Annotated in this window: 20 protein-coding genes; 5 read left to right on the top strand and 15 right to left on the bottom strand. The window is 65.5% G+C overall.

All coding sequences use genetic code 11. The features are described from left to right. The first annotated feature begins 62 nt into the window (after window positions 1-62). On the top strand, window positions 63-569 hold the full coding sequence (locus ACE026_RS01555) for a hypothetical protein (protein ID WP_486037344.1): 507 nt from the start codon (window positions 63-65) through the stop codon (window positions 567-569). 51 nt (window positions 570-620) lie between these two features. Here ACE026_RS01555 and ACE026_RS01550 read toward each other — a convergent pair whose 3' ends face one another. Together ACE026_RS01550 and ACE026_RS01545 are read right to left on the bottom strand one after the other, a co-directional pair. Further along, entirely contained in the window at window positions 621-941 is a 321-nt protein-coding gene (locus tag ACE026_RS01550) for a DMT family transporter (RefSeq protein WP_486037342.1), read from the bottom strand. Then, window positions 938-1,309: a DMT family transporter gene (locus ACE026_RS01545; protein WP_486037340.1), complete on the bottom strand. Its 372-nt coding sequence runs from the start codon at window positions 1,307-1,309 to the stop codon at window positions 938-940. The genes ACE026_RS01550 and ACE026_RS01545 overlap by 4 nt, the downstream gene beginning before the upstream one ends. Window positions 1,310-1,444: 135 nt before the next feature. Here ACE026_RS01545 and ACE026_RS01540 point away from each other — a divergent pair, with 135 nt between their 5' ends. After that, window positions 1,445-2,317, top strand: coding sequence for a LysR family transcriptional regulator (locus ACE026_RS01540; protein ID WP_486037338.1), 873 nt, complete (start codon window positions 1,445-1,447; stop codon window positions 2,315-2,317). Between the two features lie 18 nt (window positions 2,318-2,335). Here the strand turns inward: ACE026_RS01540 and ACE026_RS01535 are convergent, their stop codons facing one another. The 4 genes from ACE026_RS01535 to ACE026_RS01520 all read right to left on the bottom strand — a co-directional run bounded on the left by ACE026_RS01535 (window position 2,336) and on the right by ACE026_RS01520 (window position 4,984). Next, window positions 2,336-2,698, bottom strand: coding sequence for a hypothetical protein (locus ACE026_RS01535; protein WP_486037337.1), 363 nt, complete (start codon window positions 2,696-2,698; stop codon window positions 2,336-2,338). Window positions 2,699-2,793: 95 nt separating this feature from the next. Then, on the bottom strand, window positions 2,794-3,720 hold the full coding sequence (locus tag ACE026_RS01530) for a M14 family metallopeptidase (RefSeq protein ID WP_486037335.1): 927 nt from the start codon (window positions 3,718-3,720) through the stop codon (window positions 2,794-2,796). A 64-nt stretch (window positions 3,721-3,784) separates the two neighbouring features. After that, window positions 3,785-4,441, bottom strand: coding sequence for an SDR family oxidoreductase (locus ACE026_RS01525; protein WP_486037333.1), 657 nt, complete (start codon window positions 4,439-4,441; stop codon window positions 3,785-3,787). Window positions 4,442-4,519: 78 nt separating this feature from the next. Next, window positions 4,520-4,984, bottom strand: a complete 465-nt coding sequence (locus ACE026_RS01520) for a (R)-mandelonitrile lyase (RefSeq protein WP_486037331.1) — start codon at window positions 4,982-4,984, stop codon at window positions 4,520-4,522. 199 nt (window positions 4,985-5,183) lie between these two features. On the opposite strand from ACE026_RS01520, the gene ACE026_RS01515 reads away from it, so the two are divergent. Continuing rightward, window positions 5,184-6,074, top strand: a complete 891-nt coding sequence (locus ACE026_RS01515) for a LysR family transcriptional regulator (protein WP_486037329.1) — start codon at window positions 5,184-5,186, stop codon at window positions 6,072-6,074. Between the two features lie 46 nt (window positions 6,075-6,120). Here ACE026_RS01515 and ACE026_RS01510 read toward each other — a convergent pair whose 3' ends face one another. The 3 genes from ACE026_RS01510 to ACE026_RS01500 all read right to left on the bottom strand — a co-directional run bounded on the left by ACE026_RS01510 (window position 6,121) and on the right by ACE026_RS01500 (window position 8,965). After that, window positions 6,121-6,792 (bottom strand): HNH endonuclease, encoded by a 672-nt coding sequence (locus tag ACE026_RS01510; protein ID WP_486037327.1) that lies wholly within the window; start codon window positions 6,790-6,792, stop codon window positions 6,121-6,123. Between the two features lie 373 nt (window positions 6,793-7,165). Next, window positions 7,166-8,143 carry a zinc-binding dehydrogenase gene (locus ACE026_RS01505; RefSeq protein ID WP_486037325.1) on the bottom strand — a complete coding sequence of 326 codons (978 nt, stop codon included), beginning with the start codon at window positions 8,141-8,143 and terminating at the stop codon, window positions 7,166-7,168. A gap of 51 nt (window positions 8,144-8,194) precedes the next feature. Further along, entirely contained in the window at window positions 8,195-8,965 is a 771-nt protein-coding gene (locus ACE026_RS01500) for a hypothetical protein (protein WP_486037323.1), read from the bottom strand. A gap of 116 nt (window positions 8,966-9,081) precedes the next feature. Here ACE026_RS01500 and ACE026_RS01495 point away from each other — a divergent pair, with 116 nt between their 5' ends. Together ACE026_RS01495 and ACE026_RS01490 are read left to right on the top strand one after the other, a co-directional pair. Further along, window positions 9,082-10,422, top strand: a complete 1,341-nt coding sequence (locus ACE026_RS01495; RefSeq protein ID WP_486037677.1) for an Nramp family divalent metal transporter — start codon at window positions 9,082-9,084, stop codon at window positions 10,420-10,422. An 85-nt stretch (window positions 10,423-10,507) separates the two neighbouring features. Next, the gene (locus ACE026_RS01490) at window positions 10,508-11,341 is read left to right on the top strand and encodes a class I SAM-dependent methyltransferase (RefSeq protein ID WP_486037321.1); all 834 of its coding nucleotides are present in this window, start codon (window positions 10,508-10,510) and stop codon (window positions 11,339-11,341) included. A 46-nt stretch (window positions 11,342-11,387) separates the two neighbouring features. On the opposite strand, the gene ACE026_RS01485 is transcribed toward ACE026_RS01490, so the two are convergent. Genes ACE026_RS01485 through cyoB form a run of 6 tightly spaced genes read right to left on the bottom strand, consistent with a single transcriptional unit; the run spans window position 11,388 to window position 16,892 of the window. Then, the gene (locus ACE026_RS01485; RefSeq protein WP_486037319.1) at window positions 11,388-12,875 is read right to left on the bottom strand and encodes an MFS transporter; all 1,488 of its coding nucleotides are present in this window, start codon (window positions 12,873-12,875) and stop codon (window positions 11,388-11,390) included. A 37-nt stretch (window positions 12,876-12,912) separates the two neighbouring features. After that, a complete protein-coding gene (locus tag ACE026_RS01480; protein WP_486037317.1) occupies window positions 12,913-13,482 on the bottom strand; it encodes an SCO family protein in 570 nt (189 codons plus the stop codon). Next, complete coding sequence (locus ACE026_RS01475; protein WP_486037315.1) at window positions 13,479-13,961, bottom strand: copper chaperone PCu(A)C; 483 nt, start codon at window positions 13,959-13,961, stop codon at window positions 13,479-13,481. The genes ACE026_RS01480 and ACE026_RS01475 overlap by 4 nt, the downstream gene beginning before the upstream one ends. Next, window positions 13,958-14,281, bottom strand: coding sequence for a cytochrome o ubiquinol oxidase subunit IV (gene cyoD, locus ACE026_RS01470; protein ID WP_399617738.1), 324 nt, complete (start codon window positions 14,279-14,281; stop codon window positions 13,958-13,960). The genes ACE026_RS01475 and cyoD overlap by 4 nt, the downstream gene beginning before the upstream one ends. After that, window positions 14,278-14,916: a cytochrome o ubiquinol oxidase subunit III gene (cyoC, locus tag ACE026_RS01465; protein ID WP_486037312.1), complete on the bottom strand. Its 639-nt coding sequence runs from the start codon at window positions 14,914-14,916 to the stop codon at window positions 14,278-14,280. Before cyoC ends, cyoD begins: the two co-directional genes overlap by 4 nt. After that, entirely contained in the window at window positions 14,913-16,892 is a 1,980-nt protein-coding gene (gene cyoB, locus ACE026_RS01460) for a cytochrome o ubiquinol oxidase subunit I (RefSeq protein ID WP_486037310.1), read from the bottom strand. Before cyoB ends, cyoC begins: the two co-directional genes overlap by 4 nt.

The following is a 16,892-nucleotide window of genomic DNA, read 5'->3' as shown; positions in this document are numbered from 1 at the left end:
GGATACGGGGTGCAGCGGGCCAAATCCCGCTCCTCGGCGGCGCGATCCCATGCCAACGATGTATGTTCCCGCTCCTTGCTGCCGAGTCCTGCGGCAGCGATTTACTTCAGTCGGATGACGAGGGAACCCGTGTGATCGCCACTGCCAACGCACTACTGGCCGACTACGACCACTTCAATGATGGGCTGATACTTTCTTTCGGCTTCTTTTATCCACAGAAGGGTGCGCTATGCGCGCAGGCGATTCTCTATGCAAGAAACAACGCCGTGCCGGGCGGCCAGTGGGACACGGTCAGGATAGTCATCGAAGATGTGGTCGATCTCCATGTCCGTTGGAAAGGCAACCAGTTCAACTCGATCTGCTCGGGCGTCCACCTGATGATGCTGGAGGGCCTGTGGTGCCTGGACATTGACGACGTCTTCGACTATTGCAAAGCACCCGCCTCCATTGCAGAGATTCAGGAGATGGGCGACTGCTATGCCATTGGACGCCGTGTCCGAATCCACGTCACGTCCGATTGCCGCCTGCCGCTGACAGATCTCACGCCCATCATCGTTTCACCCCCCTGAGCTCCGCGACGCAACGCCACTCATGAAGCGACCAAAGGCAACCGACGTTCATCAATGGCTGGACAGCACCACCACCGCCGCGGTGACCAGCGCGATCCCCACCCAGCCGATCGGGCGCAGGCGGTTGCCGAACAGCACGCGCCCGCAGACGGCGGTGCCGATCACCCCGATGGCGCCCCACATCGCATAGGCGGTGGCCAGATCCATGGTTTTGACCGCCTGGCCAAGCAGCGCAAAGGCGATCCAGACCAGCACGATCGCGGCCAAACCCCACGCCGGCTTACGGAAGCCATCGGATTTGGCCACCATCATGTTGGCCGCGATATCGATCAGTGCCGAACACAGCACGAACAGGAAGGCTGTAAGGTTCATGGCGTGTGCGCCTCGCCAAGGGTGACGCAGACGATGCCGACCACCGCCATCACCAGCCCGATCATCTGCTGCACGGACAGGCTGTCCTTGAACACGAGCATGCCGACCAGCGTCAGCAGGGTCAGGCCCAGGCCTTCCCACACGGCGTAGGCCACGCCCACCGCGATGCCGCGCACGGACAGCGCGAGGAAGTAATACGAAACGGCCAGGGCGACGGCCATCACGGCATAGCCCAGATAGCCCCCATGACGGGCGGCATCGGCCATGAATGAGGTGCCGACCACTTCGGCGACAATCGCCACGGTCAGGCAGGCCCAGGCGATCAGACCGCCACGGGCACGGGGTTGCGGATGCACCTGTGCGTGCATGAAAGCTCCTTGGATGCACCTACGTCGCTGTTTGCCGGGTGATCTGCTGTGTGATGACACCGGAGCGACGCGCCCATTATCATCGTCGTTTCCATCAGGCCAAAAATGGAATCCATCGATAAAGGCGATACATCCATGCGCTACGGCCCCGAATCCCTGCACGCCTTCGTGGAAGCGGCCGCCCTCGGCTCGTTCTCCGCCGCCGCGCGGCGCCTGAAAAAGACCCAGTCGACCATCAGCACCGCGATCGCCACGCTCGAGGCCGCCCTGGGCCTGACCCTCTTCGACCGCAGCGGCCGCTATCCCGTCCTGACCGACGACGGCCGCAAGGTGCTCGGCCATGCGCAGGAAATCCTCGCTGCCGCCGACCGCCTCGAACAGCTGAGCATCCGCCTTGCCGACGAGGTCGAGCCGCGCCTGACCCTGGTGTTCTCGGACATCTATCAGCTCAACCCGGACCAGCACCTGCTGCGCCGGTTCGAGCAGCGGTTTCCGGATATCGAACTGGAGTGGCTGGATGCCGAAGGCAGTGACGTGCTCGATGTCGTGCAGCGCGGCCGTGCCCATCTCGGGCTGATGCCGCATCAGCCGGCCTACCCGTCCGAACTGGCGGTGCGCGCCCTGCCCCTGCGCGCGGAGATGGCGGTGTTCGTTGCGACCGGTCACCCGCTTGCCACGCTGCACGCGCCGGACGAATCCCACCTGGCCAGCCATCGCCAGATCTGCCTGAGCGGCGACGCGGCGCGCGAGGGCCATGCACGCGGCCGCACCTGGTCGGCCTCGGATTATCTGATGGTGCTGGAGATGGCCGAAGACGGCTTCGGCTGGGCCGAACTACCGCGCGCACTGGTGGCGCGCTATGGCCGGGGCATGCTGCTGGAGCTGCCCCTGCCCGGCTGGCCGCGGCTGGTCTCCACCGATGCGGTATGGCGCAAAGGCGCGCCGCTGGGGCCAGCGGCGCTGTGGTTGCTGGATCAGTTTCTGCTAACGACAGATGTCACGCACTGATCCTGAACATGCCACCCCCTATCTGGCGAACTCGACGGACAGCTGGGTACCGGAATGCCAACCCACTCCCTCGATCAGCTGCCTGCCCGTGTAGGTGCAGGAAGCGGACACCAGCTGCCCTCTCTCGCTCCTCAGTCGGATACGGCTTGCGCGGCTCCATTCAAGCTGGGTGATGTTGCCGTTCTCGACAACACTGTCTGGCGAGGGCACCGATACCCATAAAGGATTGCCGGAGAAGCGTCTGTGGGCCAATTCTCTGAGTGCATCGCTGCAGGCCGCTTCGGCTGGGCTTTTCATGCAGCCGGTCAAGGGCAGTAAAAAGCCCACGACCAGCACACCTTTCAAGAGGCCGAACGTGGAAACAGGGGGCGCGGGGTACATCTGAATCCTTCGAAAAACGGCGGCAGAGGACCCGAGCGGCCTATGCAATGCGAATCACCATTTTCCAAATCTGGATGTCTCCATCCATACAACAATTACGAAACTGGATGTGCCAGCGCGTAGTCGACCGCCGCGCAGATCGCCGCCACCTGGGCGTCGTTGCACTGCTGGGGGGTGGCACGCGGGCTGTCCGGATACACCTCGGTGGTGGTCGTGTATCTGGCGCCGCTGACGCTGGCGCACAGGCCCAGCTTTTCGAGCGGGTACTCGATCACCCCCGGGGCGACCACCGGGGAACCGATGATCTCGCCCTTGTCGTCGGCCGGGGCGATATGGGTCACCCGCTCGACGGCCGCATTGACGGCGGTCTGGAAGGCCGGTTGCGGATTTTCAGTGTCATCGACCAGATAGAAACCATCCGGGATCAACCCCGGCTCGAACGGCTTGCCGTCGCGCGCGGCCAGCGCCGGGCGGAACTCGGTTTCATCGGTATCGGTGGTTTCGTGCAGGTCGATATGCATCACGATGCTGCCGCGCAGGGGCGCGACCAGCGCGATCAGCGCGGCCGATTCAGCCGCCGGGCTGTTGGCGATGAACGAGCGGTTCGGATCGATCGCCTCGGCGTTCCAGCGCTGGATGCGCTCGTAGCCCCACGGGCTGACGCAGGGCACGACCAGCAGATTCGCACGGCCGGCATAGTCAGCCGCGCGGGTCTGCAGGAACTGCAAGGCGCCCTGCACGCCACTGGTTTCGTAGCCGTGGATGCCACCGGTGACCAGCACCGTCGGCAGTGCGGCGTTCCAGTCGCGGCTGCGTACGGCGAACAGCGGGTACTGGTCCGGCGCGTACTCGAGCGTGCCGTACTGGGTCACCTCGAACGCATCCCGCAGCGCGTCCACCGCCGGCAGCACATCGTCGGCATAGCGGCGCTGCGGCACCTGGCGAGCGCGCCACTGCGCCTTCTCCGCTGCGCCCCAGGGCTGGCCGGGGGTGCCGATGGGATAGAAGGGGGCGTTGGTCATGGCGTGCTCGTCTGTGTTGCGGGTGGAAACGTGATTTTACCATTGCCGCACACGGCGGCCCGAGTTACGCCCGGCCAAGCTGCGCGATCGCCTCATCGGCAAGCCGGTCGCCTTCGGTCAACTCGATGATCGTGCGCCGCACCTGCGGATGCTCCACCAGCGCGACCAGCGTGGCGGCCACATCGGCGCGCGGGATATCACCGTAGGCAATCGCCGGGCCCGCCGTGACGCGGCCGGTGCCCGGGGCATCGCTCAAGGTGCCCGGGCGCAGGATCACCCAGTCCAGATCGGTCGCGGCCAGATACACATCGGCGCGCTTCTTGACCGTCATGTAATTCTCGAAACCCTCGCCCATCCCCTTGTTGCGGCCCGCTTCCGGGAATGCCGAGACCAGCAGGAAGCGGCGCACGCCCGCCTGCCGGGCGGCATCCACCGCGAGCTCCAAGCCGCGGCCGTCGATGGCGTTGGTCACTTCCACCCCTGCGCCACCGGCACCGGCGGTGAAAACAACCACGTCACTGCCGCGCATCTGGCCGGCCAGCGTGCCCACGTCGGTGGCGGTGAGATCACCGGTGACCGGCGTAGCGCCGAGTGCGTCCAGTTCAGCGGCCTGCTCCGCGCGGCGATGCAGCGCGAGCACTCGATGCTGCTTGTCGGCCAACTGCTTGACCAGGTGACGGCCGACCTTGCCGGCCGCGCCGACGATGAAAACGGTACTCAAGACGGTTCTCCTGTTTCATTCGGCCTGTGAGGGTACGCAGGTGGATGTGACACGGCCGTCCCCATCGCCGGGCGTGGTTCAGTTGCCGCTGTACTGCGCGTCGCTGACCTGCTCCATCCACGTTACCGGTGATCCATCGACCGCTTCGGCGATTGCGATATGGGTCATTGCGGTGGCAGCTTTCGCACCATGCCAATGCTTGACGCCCGGCGGAATCCAGACGATGTCGCCCGGCCGAATCTCACGCGCGGGTTTGCCCCATTCCTGCACGCTGCCGATTCCTGCGGTGACGATCAGCGTCTGGCCCAGCGGATGGGTGTGCCAGGCGGTGCGTGCGCCGGGCTCGAAGGTAACCGTGGCCCCGCTGACGCGCGTCGGCGCATCGGTCTGGAACGGTGCATCGATACGCACACGACCGGTGAAGTAGTCCGCCGGGCCGGCGGTGGACGCGGCGGTGCCCGCGCTGGTGATGCGGATCGGTGCCGTTTCGGCGGGCACGACGGCGGCCATCGAAAGCGACAGTGCGGCAGTGAACAGGTCCATGGAGGCCTCTCCTGAAGGAACGGCGGCGCCCGCCGGGGACACCCACTGTAGGCCTGCCCCCGCGCGGGCACTACCCGCCCCAATCGGCATGCAGCCATAACTGCAGCTCATCAATCACGAAACAAAGCCGCTTGAGTTCATCAGTCGGCCGCGCTCATCATGGGCGCGCATGACTGCCATGCGCTCTTGGCCCCGCCCCATGGCCCGCGAGAATTTCAACGATCTGCAGGTGTTCGTCACCGTCGCGCGCGAGCGCAGCTTCACCCGTGCGGCGGCGCAGTTGGGTGTCTCGCAATCCGCACTCAGCCACACCGTGCGCGGGCTCGAAGAGCGCCTCGGGGTGCGCCTGCTGACCCGCACCACACGCAGTGTCTCGATGACCGAGGCCGGCGAGCGGCTGTACGACACCGTCGCACCGCGCATGCAGGAGATCGAGGCCGAGGTCGCCGCGATCAGCGAGTACCGTGACCGGCCCGCTGGCACGATCCGCATCACCACGGCCGAGCATGCCGCCGACACGCTCGTGTGGCCCCGGCTGTCCGCCGTGCTGCCCGCCTATCCCGATCTGCATGTGGAACTGACCATCGACTATGGCCTGGCCGACATCGTCGCCCAGCGCTACGACATCGGCATCCGGCTGGGCGGCCGCGTGGCCAAGGACATGATTGCCGTGCCGATCAGCCCGCCGCTGCGCATGGCGATCGTGGCCAGCCCGGCCTACTTCGCCACGCATGCCGCGCCGCAGGCACCGGCCGACCTGGCCGCGCACAACTGCATCGGGCTGCGCCTGCCCACCCACGGCGGGCTGATGGTGTGGGATCTGGAGAAGGACGGCGAGGAAGTGAACGTGCGCGTGGACGGTCAGTGGACCTTCAACGGCAGCAGCGCGATCCATCGTGCCGCACTGGTGGGTGCGGGCCTGGCCTATCTGCCCGAGGACATGGTGCTTGATGACATCGCCGCCGGTACGTTGCGGCGTGTCATGGAGGACTGGTGCGATCCCTTCGATGGGTACTACGCCTACTACCCCAGCCGCCGGCAGTCCTCGAGCGCGATGAAGGTCGTGATCGAGGCGTTGCGCAGGACGTAACAGTCAAATTGACACCCGCCGTCACTCAATCTCTCTGATCACGCGCTCAGCGCTTGCGCCGAAGATCTAGATACGGCCTTATTCGTGCGATCGTTTCAGGATCGATGACTCTACCCTTCAGCTGATCTGCATACTCGCTAGGCATATGCTTCAAGAGAGCCAGCCTCCCGTTCTTTCCTATCGCGAAGTATCCGCCATCGAACAATCGATGGACGTCAGCACGCATGAGAACCCCATTCTCGGGCTCATCTGATCCGCCATCTTCTACATCGTGAATATGAGCAGCATCAAGGAGTGCGGTTAGCGTTTCTCCGGTAATCACACAGCAGCTGCCCCATCTTTCTAGGCTCTTCTTGAAGCGAGACTGGTTAGTACGAACCTTGGCCCTCTGGACCTTGATTGAAGCCTGTTGCTCCAAATGGACCTTGCAAACCACTGCGCCGTCTAGCTCAGGCGATTCAGGGACTGTCGTCCACGTGGCGTTAGCGGTTCGAAGAGATTTGTCCACCACAATGGTGGACCGCCCCCAAGTACAGTCGAAACCCCTGAGCTTCGGATGATCGGATGGGCGGTATTCGAGTTGAATCTCGTGGTTCCCGTCGTTCAGCACTTGGTACTTTACGCGTGCACTGAGATGGACTGTACGTCCGTCCTCCTTCCAAACCTCCCAAGTGGCAATGCTCTTGACCCTTCCACTACTCAAGGAAGTCAGATCCAACCGCACTCGCTCCTTGGAGTAGTCCCAAGGAATAGACACAAAAATAGTACCGACATCGTTCAAAGACACGATCTTCTTCCCTAAGATTCAAAAAATCCAATATTCAATGCGACTGGACCATGTCTTCCAACTGCATCGAAGGCAGTTCACACCGTACGTAGCAGTAGCTCCAACAGCATCATCTTCTATAGCCTCGGGCGCGGCAACCTAACAACTCGGCGGAGACAGTTTCTCAGGCGCAAGACTGAGCTCAGGCCCTTGCTTACGAGGCTCTGGAACACGCTCTATCCACCAGCGCCCGACACAGAAACATTGAAGGCGAACCTCTCGGTCCGCCTTCAATGTGTAACCGGCATAGAGATCGCGCCGCTGCTTAGGGACGCAGCAGCACCTTGCCGTTGCGGCCCGGCTCCAGGCTGGCCTTGGCGGCATCACCGACCTCATCCAGCCCGAACACGCCGTCCACCGGCAGGCTCAATCCACCACGTGCGGCCAGCTGCAGCAGTTCGCCAACGAGGCGACGCTTGTCCTCCGGCGCCATCGCCTGGCTGACCTTGCTGCCCCAGAAGCCCTTCACCGTGGCCTGCTTGAAGATCACATCGCCCGAACTGAGCTGCATCGGCTCGCCGGTCATGGAGCCGAACGAGACCAGCGTGCCGCCATCGCCGAGCAGCGTCATCAGCTCGCTGCTGGCGCGTCCGCCAACCGAATCCACGGCGGCGGCGATCGAGGCCTTGCCGACCTTGGCCTGCACCTGCGCCATCCAGTCCGACTGCGCGGTGGAGATGGTGTGGTCGATGCCGAGCTCGGCCATCTCGGCCACGCCGGCATCGCGCCGCACCAGGTTGATGCAGTGCACCCCACGCGCCTTGGCCAGCATCGCCAAGGCCTTGCCGACCGCGCCATTGGCCGCGTTCTGGAGGATCCACTGGCCTTCCTTCGCCTGCAGGAATTCCAGCAGCATCAGCGCACTGAGCGGCATGGCAATGAGCTGCGCGGCCGTGTTGTCATCGATGCTGTCCGGCATGGGGATGACCATGCGCGCCGGCGCGATGAAGTACTCGGCCCAGGTGCCATGCACCGAGGCGGCGCTGACCCGCTGGCCGATCGTGAGGCCTTCGACGCCTTCGCCCAGCGCCTCGACCACGCCGGTGCCTTCGCTGCCGCCGACCGCGGGCAGCTCGGGCTTGTAGCCGTACTGGCCACGCACGGTCCACAGGTCGTGGTTGTGGATCGGTGCCAGCACGGTGCGGATCCGCACCTCACCGGCCGCGGGGGTCGGCTGCGGCACATCGCCACCATGCAGGACCTGGGTCGGATCGCCAAAGGCGGTATGGAGGGCAGCGCGCATCAGCCGCGCTCCTTCATCAACATGTTCATGGGGGGTCTCCTGCAGAAAGAATCAACGGCGATGACGGTGCGCGGCGACGATGGCGCGCGGCTGGCGGTAAGCGCGTACGCGCAGCCACACCGTCTGGATCACCACGATGATGATCAGCACCAGCGCCAGGGTGGCGATGTTGGCCGCGCCCGGCAGGTCCCAGCCGGACTGTTTGACGTACATGCCGGCCAGCGCCCAGATCACGGCCGCCGGATAGGCGAAGTGCCCGCGCAGCAGCTGGTTGACCACCAGCACCAGCAGCGTGGCCAGGACCAGCAGCACCAGGCTCCAGCCCAGCATGTTGTCCGTCGGCAGCCAGCCGTAGGCGACGATTACCTGGGCGGTATTGAGGTAGGCCGCCAACGACAGCCAGCCGGCGTGCAGCCCGAGCGGGTACGCGGCCCAGGCGCGCTGACCGCCGGGAGCGGTGATTGGCGAAGCGCGATACGCAGCCACGATCAGGCAGATCAACGCGGCCCAGATGATGGCCAGCGCCGGCAGGAACCACTGGTTGGAAAAGACAGGCATCCACGCGGCGGTCAGCGCGAAGCCGGCCGCGGCCCACGGGCGCACGCCAGTGATGTCCGGTTTGCGCAGGCGCAGCTGCCAGAACCCGAACAACACATCCCACAGGAAGATCACGCCCCAGATCGCGAAGGCGTACCCGGCCGCGACCAGCAGCGTCGGGTACTGGTCGGAGACTGCACCGTTGGTCGGGCCGAACATGCCGGTCTGTGAGAACCACGCCACCACGGGCATGGCCAAGGCGGCCAACAACACGATCCAACGCATGCACCCACTCCAGCTGAAAAGAGCGGTGACGATACGCGGTTCAGGGTTAAGGCGTTGGGATGCCTCAGATTGCAAAGCCTTAGTAACTTAGCCTCTGCTATATTGCGGCCGTGGACATCCCGCGCCGCCCCGAGCATCCCCCCGCCTGGCCCTCATCGACCGGGCACACCCCCAGCCTGGGCGAAATGAACGCCAGCGTCGCGGTGCCTACGGGCGGCCACTGGTGGTTCCGCCTGCTGGCCTTCCTCGGCCCGGGCTACATGATCTCGGTCGGCTACATGGACCCGGGCAACTGGGCCACCGACATCGCGGGCGGTGCGCAGTTCGGCTATCTGCTGCTCTCGGTGATCCTGCTCTCCAACCTGATGGCGATCGTGCTGCAGGGGCTGTCGGCACGCCTGGGCATCGCGACCGGGCGGGATCTGGCGCAGGCCTGCCGCGACCATTACTCACGCCCGGTGAACCTCGGCCTGTGGCTGCTGTGTGAGATCGCGATCATTGCCTGCGATCTGGCCGAGGTGATCGGCACCGCGATCGCCTTGAAGCTGCTGTTCGGCATCCCGCTGCTGGCCGGCGCGATCATCACCGCGGTGGACGTGGTGCTGGTGCTGCTGCTCATGAACCGCGGCTTCCGTGCGCTGGAAGCCTTCGTGATCGCGCTGCTGCTGGTGATCTTCGGTTGCTTTGCGATCCAGATGGTCATCGCGGCGCCGCCGCTGCAGGCAGTGCTGGCCGGGTTCATTCCGCATGCGCAGGTGGTGACCGATCCCAAGGCGCTGTACCTGGCGATCGGCATCATCGGTGCCACCGTGATGCCGCACAATCTGTATCTGCACTCTTCCATCGTGCAGACGCGCGCTTACCCGCGCACCGATGCCGGGCGCCGCAGTGCACTGCGCTGGGCAGTGACGGACAGCACCATCGCCTTGATGCTGGCGCTGTTCATCAACGCCTCGATCCTGATCCTGGCCGCCGCCGTGTTCCATGCGCAGGGCCGTACCGATGTGCAGGAAATCGAGCAGGCGTATGAGCTGCTGGCGCCGATGCTCGGTGTGGGGCTGGCCTCGACCCTGTTCGCGGTCGCCCTGCTCGCCTCGGGCATCAACTCCACCGTGACGGCGACGCTGGCCGGCCAGATCGTGATGGAGGGTTTCCTGCGCCTGCGGATCGCCCCGTGGGCACGGCGCTTGATCACCCGCGGCATCGCGATCGTGCCGGTGGTGGTGGTGACCGCGATCTATGGGGAGCAAGGCACCGCGCGGTTGCTGGTGCTGAGCCAGGTACTGCTCTCCATGCAGTTGCCGTTCGCGGTGGTGCCGCTGGTGCGGTTCCTCTCGGACAAGGCCAAGATTGGGATGCTGGTGGCGCCACGCTGGCTGATCGTGCTGTCGTGGCTGATCGGCGGCCTGATCATCGTCTTGAACGTGAAACTTCTCGTGGATGTGTGGCGGGGCTGAGGCCTGGCCACTTGACCTCAACGTTGGTTGAGGTGGCACAGTGCAGCCTCCTCATCCCACTGGCAATGCCAGATCGAGCCCTGCAATGACCGACACCTCGCAGCATGCGTTATGGAATGGCCCGGCCGGTGAGGCCTGGGTGGAAGCGCAGCGCCTTCTCGACCAGATGTTCGCGCCGCTGGCCACTCACCTGCTCGATGCCATCGCGCCGGGCACCGATGCGCAGGTGCTGGATGTGGGCTGCGGGACCGGCGCGGTGGCGCTGGCCATTGCCGGACGGCTGGGTCCGGAGGCACACGTCACCGGGGTCGACATCTCCGCCCCGATGATCGCCTTGGCGCGTGAGCGCGCGCAGCGGGCCGGGCTGGCAGTGGACTTCATCGTCGCCGACGCGCAGCAGCATGCGTTCGCACCCGGGAGTCTGGACCGCATCGTGTCGCGCTTCGGCGTGATGTTCTTCGATGACCCGGTGCAGGCCTTCGCTCAGTTGCAGCGCGCCGCCAAACGCGGCGGCGTGCTGCAGGCGCTGGCCTGGCGCAGGCCGGACGAGAACGCATTCATGACCACCGCCGAGCGCGCCGCGGCACCCTGGCTGCAGATGCCACCTCGCTCACCCGGGGCACCGGGTCAGTTCGCGTTTGCCGATCAGGCCCGGGTCGAGCAGATCCTGAGCGACGGCGGCTGGGAGGATATCGAGCTGCTGCCGCTGGATGTCGTGTGCCGCATCGACCGTGCGGATCTGGCGACCTACGTCTCGCTGCTCGGACCGGTCGGGAGCGCGCTGCGCAATGACGACCTTGCTGCGGACGTCCGAACGCAGGTGCTCGACGCGGTGCTGCATGCCTTCGAGCCGTTCGTCGACGGCGATTCGGTGACATTCACCGCCGCCTGCTGGGACGTGCGGGCCCGCGCGTGGTGAACGCCGGCCGGATCCACGCCATGCGCGGACGCCATCTTCGGACTGTCTAGCGCTTGGCCATCAGCGTGCTGGTCAGCAGCATCGCCACCAATGCCATGGCCGCCGCGGTCACGAATGCGTACGCCGCGCCGTCGCCATAGGCATGGCGCGCCAGCTGTGTCAGGGTGTCGTGTGCAGCCCCGGACACGGACAGTTCGCCGACCACCACGCGCTCGATCAAGGCCGGCGACCATGCCTGCCCCGCCTCGGTCAACGCCCCGCGGGCGGCATCGCGTACGTGGCTGGACAGCACCGCGCCCAGCGTGGCGAACCCGATCAGGATGCCCGAGAAGCGCGCGGTGGTGCTGATGCCGGAGGCCATGCCGGCGCGATCCGGCGGGATCACGCTCATGATGGCCTTCTGTGTTTCGCCGTTGAGCAGGCCACCGCCACTGCCGAGCACGGCCATCGCCAGCAGCAGGCCGACATCGCTGTGTTGCCACAGCGCCACCGCGATACCCAGGTTGCCGATCACGGCAACGCCCAGGCCCAGCGCCAGGATCCGACCGGAAGCCCACCGCGTCCCCAGCCGGCGCCCCGCGAACGGGAGCAGCAGCATCGCCAGCGCGAACGGCAGCATGTGCATGCCGGCCTGCAGCACGCTGTCACCGCGGGCGTTCTGCAGCAACAACGGCAGCAACGAGGCCATCACCTGCACGCAGGCGGCGTAGGCGAACATCGCCAGCACCGCGCCCACCAGTGCGGGCGCGCGGAACAGGCGCAGCTCCAGCATGGGCTGGGCACGTCGCTGCTCGACCACGATGAAACCCGCGCCCAACGCGGTGCCGGCCAGCAGCCACGTCAACACCGCGGCACTGCCCCAGCCCTCCACCGGGCCACGGATCAGCGCCCAGGTCCAGGACAGCATGCTGCCGGCGAACAGCAGCACGCCCGGCACATCGATGCGGCGGCTGACCGGATCGCGCGACTCGGGCACGAAGGCCCAGCTCAGACCCGCCAGCAGCAGGCACAGCGGAAGATTGATATGGAAGGCCCAGCGCCAGCCAAACCAGGTGGCGATAGCGCCGCCGATCAGTGGCGCGAGCACCATGGTCAGGCCCATGATCGCCCCCCAGATCGCCCACGCGCGCGCGCGTGATGTCGGGGTCTGGTGCGCATGACCGATCAGCGACAGCGCTGGCGCCAGCATGAACGCTGCTGCCGCGCCCTGCCCGGCCCGTGCCAGGTACAAGGCCATGGCGGTGCCGGCGATACCGCACGCGACCGAGGTCAGCGCGAACAGGCTCAAGCCGATCAGGAACAGGCGGCGACGCCCGATCCGGTCGGCCAGGGTGCCGGCGGGCAGCAGCAGCGAGGCGAAGCACAGCACATAGGCACTGACCACCCATTCGATATCTGCGAACGAGGCCGACAGATCGCGGGCGATGGTCGGCAGGACCACGCCGACCACGTTGGTATCGAGCACGGTGAGCGCGCAGCCAGCCGAGCCGAGCAGCAGGACGGCGTCCGCGCGGTGCGCACCGGCACGGCTCATGGCCGCGCGACCCACCGGGCTGTGGCGGTCAGCCGGCTCACCCTTCCGCCACCGCCAGCCGCACGCGCAGCTTCTCGACGATGTCCTGTTCGCTCATTGCATAGCCGTAGACATCCTGCAGCTGCCCGTCAGCGCCGAGCAGGAACCACGAGGCGGTGTGCTCGAAGGTGGCCATGTCACCCTCACCCACGCGCCGATAGCTTACGCCCAGGCTTTCGGCGATGGCGCGGGTACCGGCCTCGTCACCGGCCAGGCCCAGGAACGTGGTATCGAAGGCCGCCAGATACTCGCGCAGGTGCTCCGGCGTATCGCGCTGCGGGTCGACGGTGACGAAGGCCACCTGCAGCTGCTCTGCCGCCGGGCCCAGCAGCTGCTTGATCTGAACCGCCTTGACCAGGCTCAGCGGGCACACTTCGGGGCAATGGGTGAAGCCGAAGAACAGCAGGGTCGGCTTGCCCTGCAGATCGCGGATGGCGAGCGTGCGCCCGTCGCTGCTCTCAAGCTTGACCGCCCCCAGTGCCGCCTGGCCCATCACCGGCGCCTGGCCGTCGGCGCAGCCGGCCAGCAGTGCCAGCGTGAGCAGGCCCGCGGCTGCCCAGCGCGTCACTTCACCGCCCCGTGCGACACCAGGCCATCGCGCACACTGAACTCCACCACCTGCGCTGCGCTGCGGGCAAACTGCAGCGTCACCCGCACCGTCTGGCCGGCCGACAACGGCCGCTTCGGCTTCAGCAGCATCAGGTGGTATCCCCCGGGCTGCAGCGCCAACGTCTGGCCGCCAGGCAACGCCAGGCCATCGGGCAGCGCCTGCATGCGCATCACTTCTCCGTCCATGCGCATGGCATGGATCTGCACCTCGGCAAACGCAGAGGACGCGGCCGACAGCAGCCGGTCCTCGCCGCCGCCGTTATGCAGCTGCACATACCCGGCGGCCACGTTCGCCGCCGGCGGTGGCAGGCGCACCCACGGATCGCTGACCGACACCGTTGCCGCGGTGTGGGCCTGCGCGGCCGCAGCCACCACCGGCATCACCGAACACATCAACAGCAGCCCGGCAACCAGGACACCCGAGCGTGACCCGCTCATGGCGTGCCCGACATCTGCATCGGCATCATGTTGAGGTTGGCGTTGTGCATCACCCACAGCGAGCCGGCCACCACGATGGCGATCAGGAACGCGGTGCACAGGAAGATGCCGGTGTTCTCGCGCTGGCTGCGCCCTGCCCCGATGTGCAGGAACAGCACCAGCTGGGCAACCAGCTGCACCACGCACAGCACCACGATGGCGGTCAGCCGCAGCGGCTGCGGGACCAGATCGGTCATGACCACGCCGAACGAGGCACCGGTGAGCACCAGGCACAGCAGCAGGCCGAGGATGTAGCCCTTCAGGGTGGCGTGGCCGCTCATACAAACTCCCTCAGGTAGACGAAGGTGAACACACAGATCCAGATCAGATCCAGGAAGTGCCAGAACAGGCTCAGGCAGGCCAGGCGGCGCCGCACGATGCCGTCCAGGCCGAACTTCAGCACCTGGTGGATCATGATCGCCAGCCACAGCAGGCCGAAGGTGACGTGCAGGCCGTGGGTGGCCACCAGCGTGAAGTACGCCGAGAGGTAGGCACTCACATCCGGGGTGGCGCCTTCATGGATCAGCTCGGCGAACTCATACAGCTCCATGCCGATGAAGACCGCACCGAGCACGCCGGTCACGGCCAGCCAGCCCACCACCTGGTTGCGTTTGCCGGCCTGCATGCCGAGCATCGCCAGGCCGAAGGTGAAGCTGCTGAGCAGCAGCACCACCGTTTCGGAGAGCACGAAGCCAAGCTTGAACAGGTCCTTGCCGCTGGGGCCATCGGCCGTCCCGTTGAGCAGCACGCCAAAGGTGGCGAACAGCACCGCGAAGATCAGGCAGTCGCCCATCAGGTACATCCAGAACCCGACGACGGTCTTGTTGCCGTCGTCATGGTGCTCATGGGCGTGGTCGTGATGACCGGCCGCGAGCTGCCCGTGCTGCGTGGCAGCGTTCAGGGTATCGCCGCTCATGCCTTGGCTCCTTCCATCTGCGCGAAGTGCGCGTCTTCGATGCGCTTCACCTCGGCGGCGGGCACGTAGTAGTCCACATCACGGTCATACGAGCGCAACACGAAGGTCGCGATCACACCGATCAGGCCAATGCCGGCCAGCACCCACATATGCCAGACCAAGGCGAAGCACAGCACCAGGCTGAACACCGAGATCACCACACCCGACGCGGTATTGCGCGGCATGTGGATGTCTTCGTAGGTGTCCTGGCGCTGCCAGGCACGGCCGTGCTGCTTGTCGTCCCAATGCTGCTCCAGCGAGGTGATCGCCGGCAGCTTGGCGAAGTTGTAGAACGGCGGCGGCGAGGACGTGGCCCACTCCAGGCTGCGCGCATTCCACGGGTCGCCGGTGAGGTCCATGTTGGCCTTGCGGTCACGCACGCTGACATAGAACTGGATGAACATCGCGGCGATACCGGCGGCGATCACCAGCGCACCGATGGCGGCCACGATCAGCCACGGCTGGTAGCCCTCCACCCCGTAGTGGTTCATGCGGCGGGTCATGCCCTTGAAGCCCAGCACGTACAGCGGCATGAAGGCCAGATAGAAGCCGACCAGCCAGCACCAGAACGAAATCTTGCCCCAGCGCTCGTTGAGGGTGAAGCCAAAGGCCTTCGGGAACCAGAAGCTGATGCCGGCCAGGCAGCCGAACACCACGCCGCCGATGATCACGTTATGGAAGTGCGCGATCAGGAACAGGCTGTTGTGCAGCACGAAATCCGCACCCGGGATCGCCAGCATCACGCCGGTCATGCCGCCCAGCGCGAAGGTGACCATGAAGCCGATGGTCCACATCGTCGAGGAGTGGTAGCGGATCCGGCCGCGGTACATGGTGAACAGCCAGTTGAACAGCTTCACCCCGGTGGGGATCGAGATGATGGAGGTCATGATGCCGAAGAAGGCATTGACGTTCGCACCCGAACCCATGGTGAAGAAGTGGTGCAGCCACACGAAGAACGACAGGATGCCGATCGAGGAGGTCGCATAGACCATCGAGCGGTAGCCGAACAGAGGCTTGCCTGAGAAGGTAGCGATGATCTCCGAGAACGCGCCGAAGCACGGCAGGATCAGCACGTAGACTTCCGGGTGGCCCCAGATCCAGATCAGGTTGACGTACATCATGGCGTTGCCGCCGGCGTCATTGGTGAAGAAATGCATCCCGAAATAGCGATCCATGGTCAGCAACGCCAGGGTCGCGGTCAGCACCGGGAAGATCGCCACGATCAGGATGTTGGTGATCAATGCGGTCCAGGTGAACACCGGCATCTTCATCAGGTCCATGCCCGGCGCACGCATCTTGAGGATGGTGACGATGAAGTTCAGGCCGGTCAGCGTGGTGCCGATGCCGGAGACCTGCAATGACCAGATGTAGTAGTCCACGCCCACCGTGGGGCTGTACTCGATGCCGGACAGCGGCGGATACGCCACCCAGCCGGTCGCGGCGAAATCGCCGACGAACATCGACAGCATCACCAGCACCGCGCCCACCGCCGACAGCCAGAAGCTGAGCGAGTTGACGAACGGGAAGGCGACGTCGCGCGCGCCGATCTGCAGCGGCACCACGATGTTCATCAGGCCCACGATGAGCGGGGTGGCCACGAAGAAGATCATGATCACGCCATGCGCGGTGAAGATCTGGTCGTAGTGTTCCGGCGGCAGGTAGCCGGCACTGTCATTGGCGGCGATGGCCTGCTGGGCGCGCATCATCAGCGCATCGGCGAAGCCACGCACCAGCATGACCAGGGCCAGGATGATGTACATCACGCCGATCTTCTTGTGGTCCACCGAGGTGATCCACTCGGTCCAGATGTAGCCCCACTTCTTGTAATACGTGATGGCCGCGACGATCGCCACGCCCAGCAGCAGCGAGCCCACCAGCGCCGACATGATGATCGGGTCGTGGTAGGGAATCGCTTCGAGGTTCAACTTTCCAAGCAC

It is taken from the genome of Stenotrophomonas sp. AGC87 (genome assembly GCF_057333975.1).
The sequence above is the reverse complement of the archived record's forward strand: the minus strand, read 5'-3'. Positions and strand labels throughout refer to the sequence as shown.

Bases quoted from the DNA above. Each gene is read 5' to 3' on its own strand.
- ACE026_RS01555 (WP_486037344.1), top strand. From the start codon at position 63: ATGTTCCCGCTCCTTGCTGCCGAGTCCTGCGGCAGCGATTTACTTCAG.
- ACE026_RS01550 (WP_486037342.1), bottom strand. From the start codon at position 941: ATGAACCTTACAGCCTTCCTGTTCGTGCTGTGTTCGGCACTGATCGAT.
- ACE026_RS01545 (WP_486037340.1), bottom strand. From the start codon at position 1,309: ATGCACGCACAGGTGCATCCGCAACCCCGTGCCCGTGGCGGTCTGATC.
- ACE026_RS01540 (WP_486037338.1), top strand. From the start codon at position 1,445: ATGCGCTACGGCCCCGAATCCCTGCACGCCTTCGTGGAAGCGGCCGCC.
- ACE026_RS01535 (WP_486037337.1), bottom strand. From the start codon at position 2,698: ATGTACCCCGCGCCCCCTGTTTCCACGTTCGGCCTCTTGAAAGGTGTG.
- ACE026_RS01530 (WP_486037335.1), bottom strand. From the start codon at position 3,720: ATGACCAACGCCCCCTTCTATCCCATCGGCACCCCCGGCCAGCCCTGG.
- ACE026_RS01520 (WP_486037331.1), bottom strand. From the start codon at position 4,984: ATGGACCTGTTCACTGCCGCACTGTCGCTTTCGATGGCCGCCGTCGTG.
- ACE026_RS01515 (WP_486037329.1), top strand. From the start codon at position 5,184: ATGGCCCGCGAGAATTTCAACGATCTGCAGGTGTTCGTCACCGTCGCG.
- ACE026_RS01505 (WP_486037325.1), bottom strand. From the start codon at position 8,143: ATGCGCGCTGCCCTCCATACCGCCTTTGGCGATCCGACCCAGGTCCTG.
- ACE026_RS01500 (WP_486037323.1), bottom strand. From the start codon at position 8,965: ATGCGTTGGATCGTGTTGTTGGCCGCCTTGGCCATGCCCGTGGTGGCG.
- ACE026_RS01490 (WP_486037321.1), top strand. From the start codon at position 10,508: ATGACCGACACCTCGCAGCATGCGTTATGGAATGGCCCGGCCGGTGAG.
- ACE026_RS01485 (WP_486037319.1), bottom strand. From the start codon at position 12,875: ATGAGCCGTGCCGGTGCGCACCGCGCGGACGCCGTCCTGCTGCTCGGC.
- ACE026_RS01475 (WP_486037315.1), bottom strand. From the start codon at position 13,961: ATGAGCGGGTCACGCTCGGGTGTCCTGGTTGCCGGGCTGCTGTTGATG.
- cyoD (WP_399617738.1), bottom strand. From the start codon at position 14,281: ATGAGCGGCCACGCCACCCTGAAGGGCTACATCCTCGGCCTGCTGCTG.
- cyoC (WP_486037312.1), bottom strand. From the start codon at position 14,916: ATGAGCGGCGATACCCTGAACGCTGCCACGCAGCACGGGCAGCTCGCG.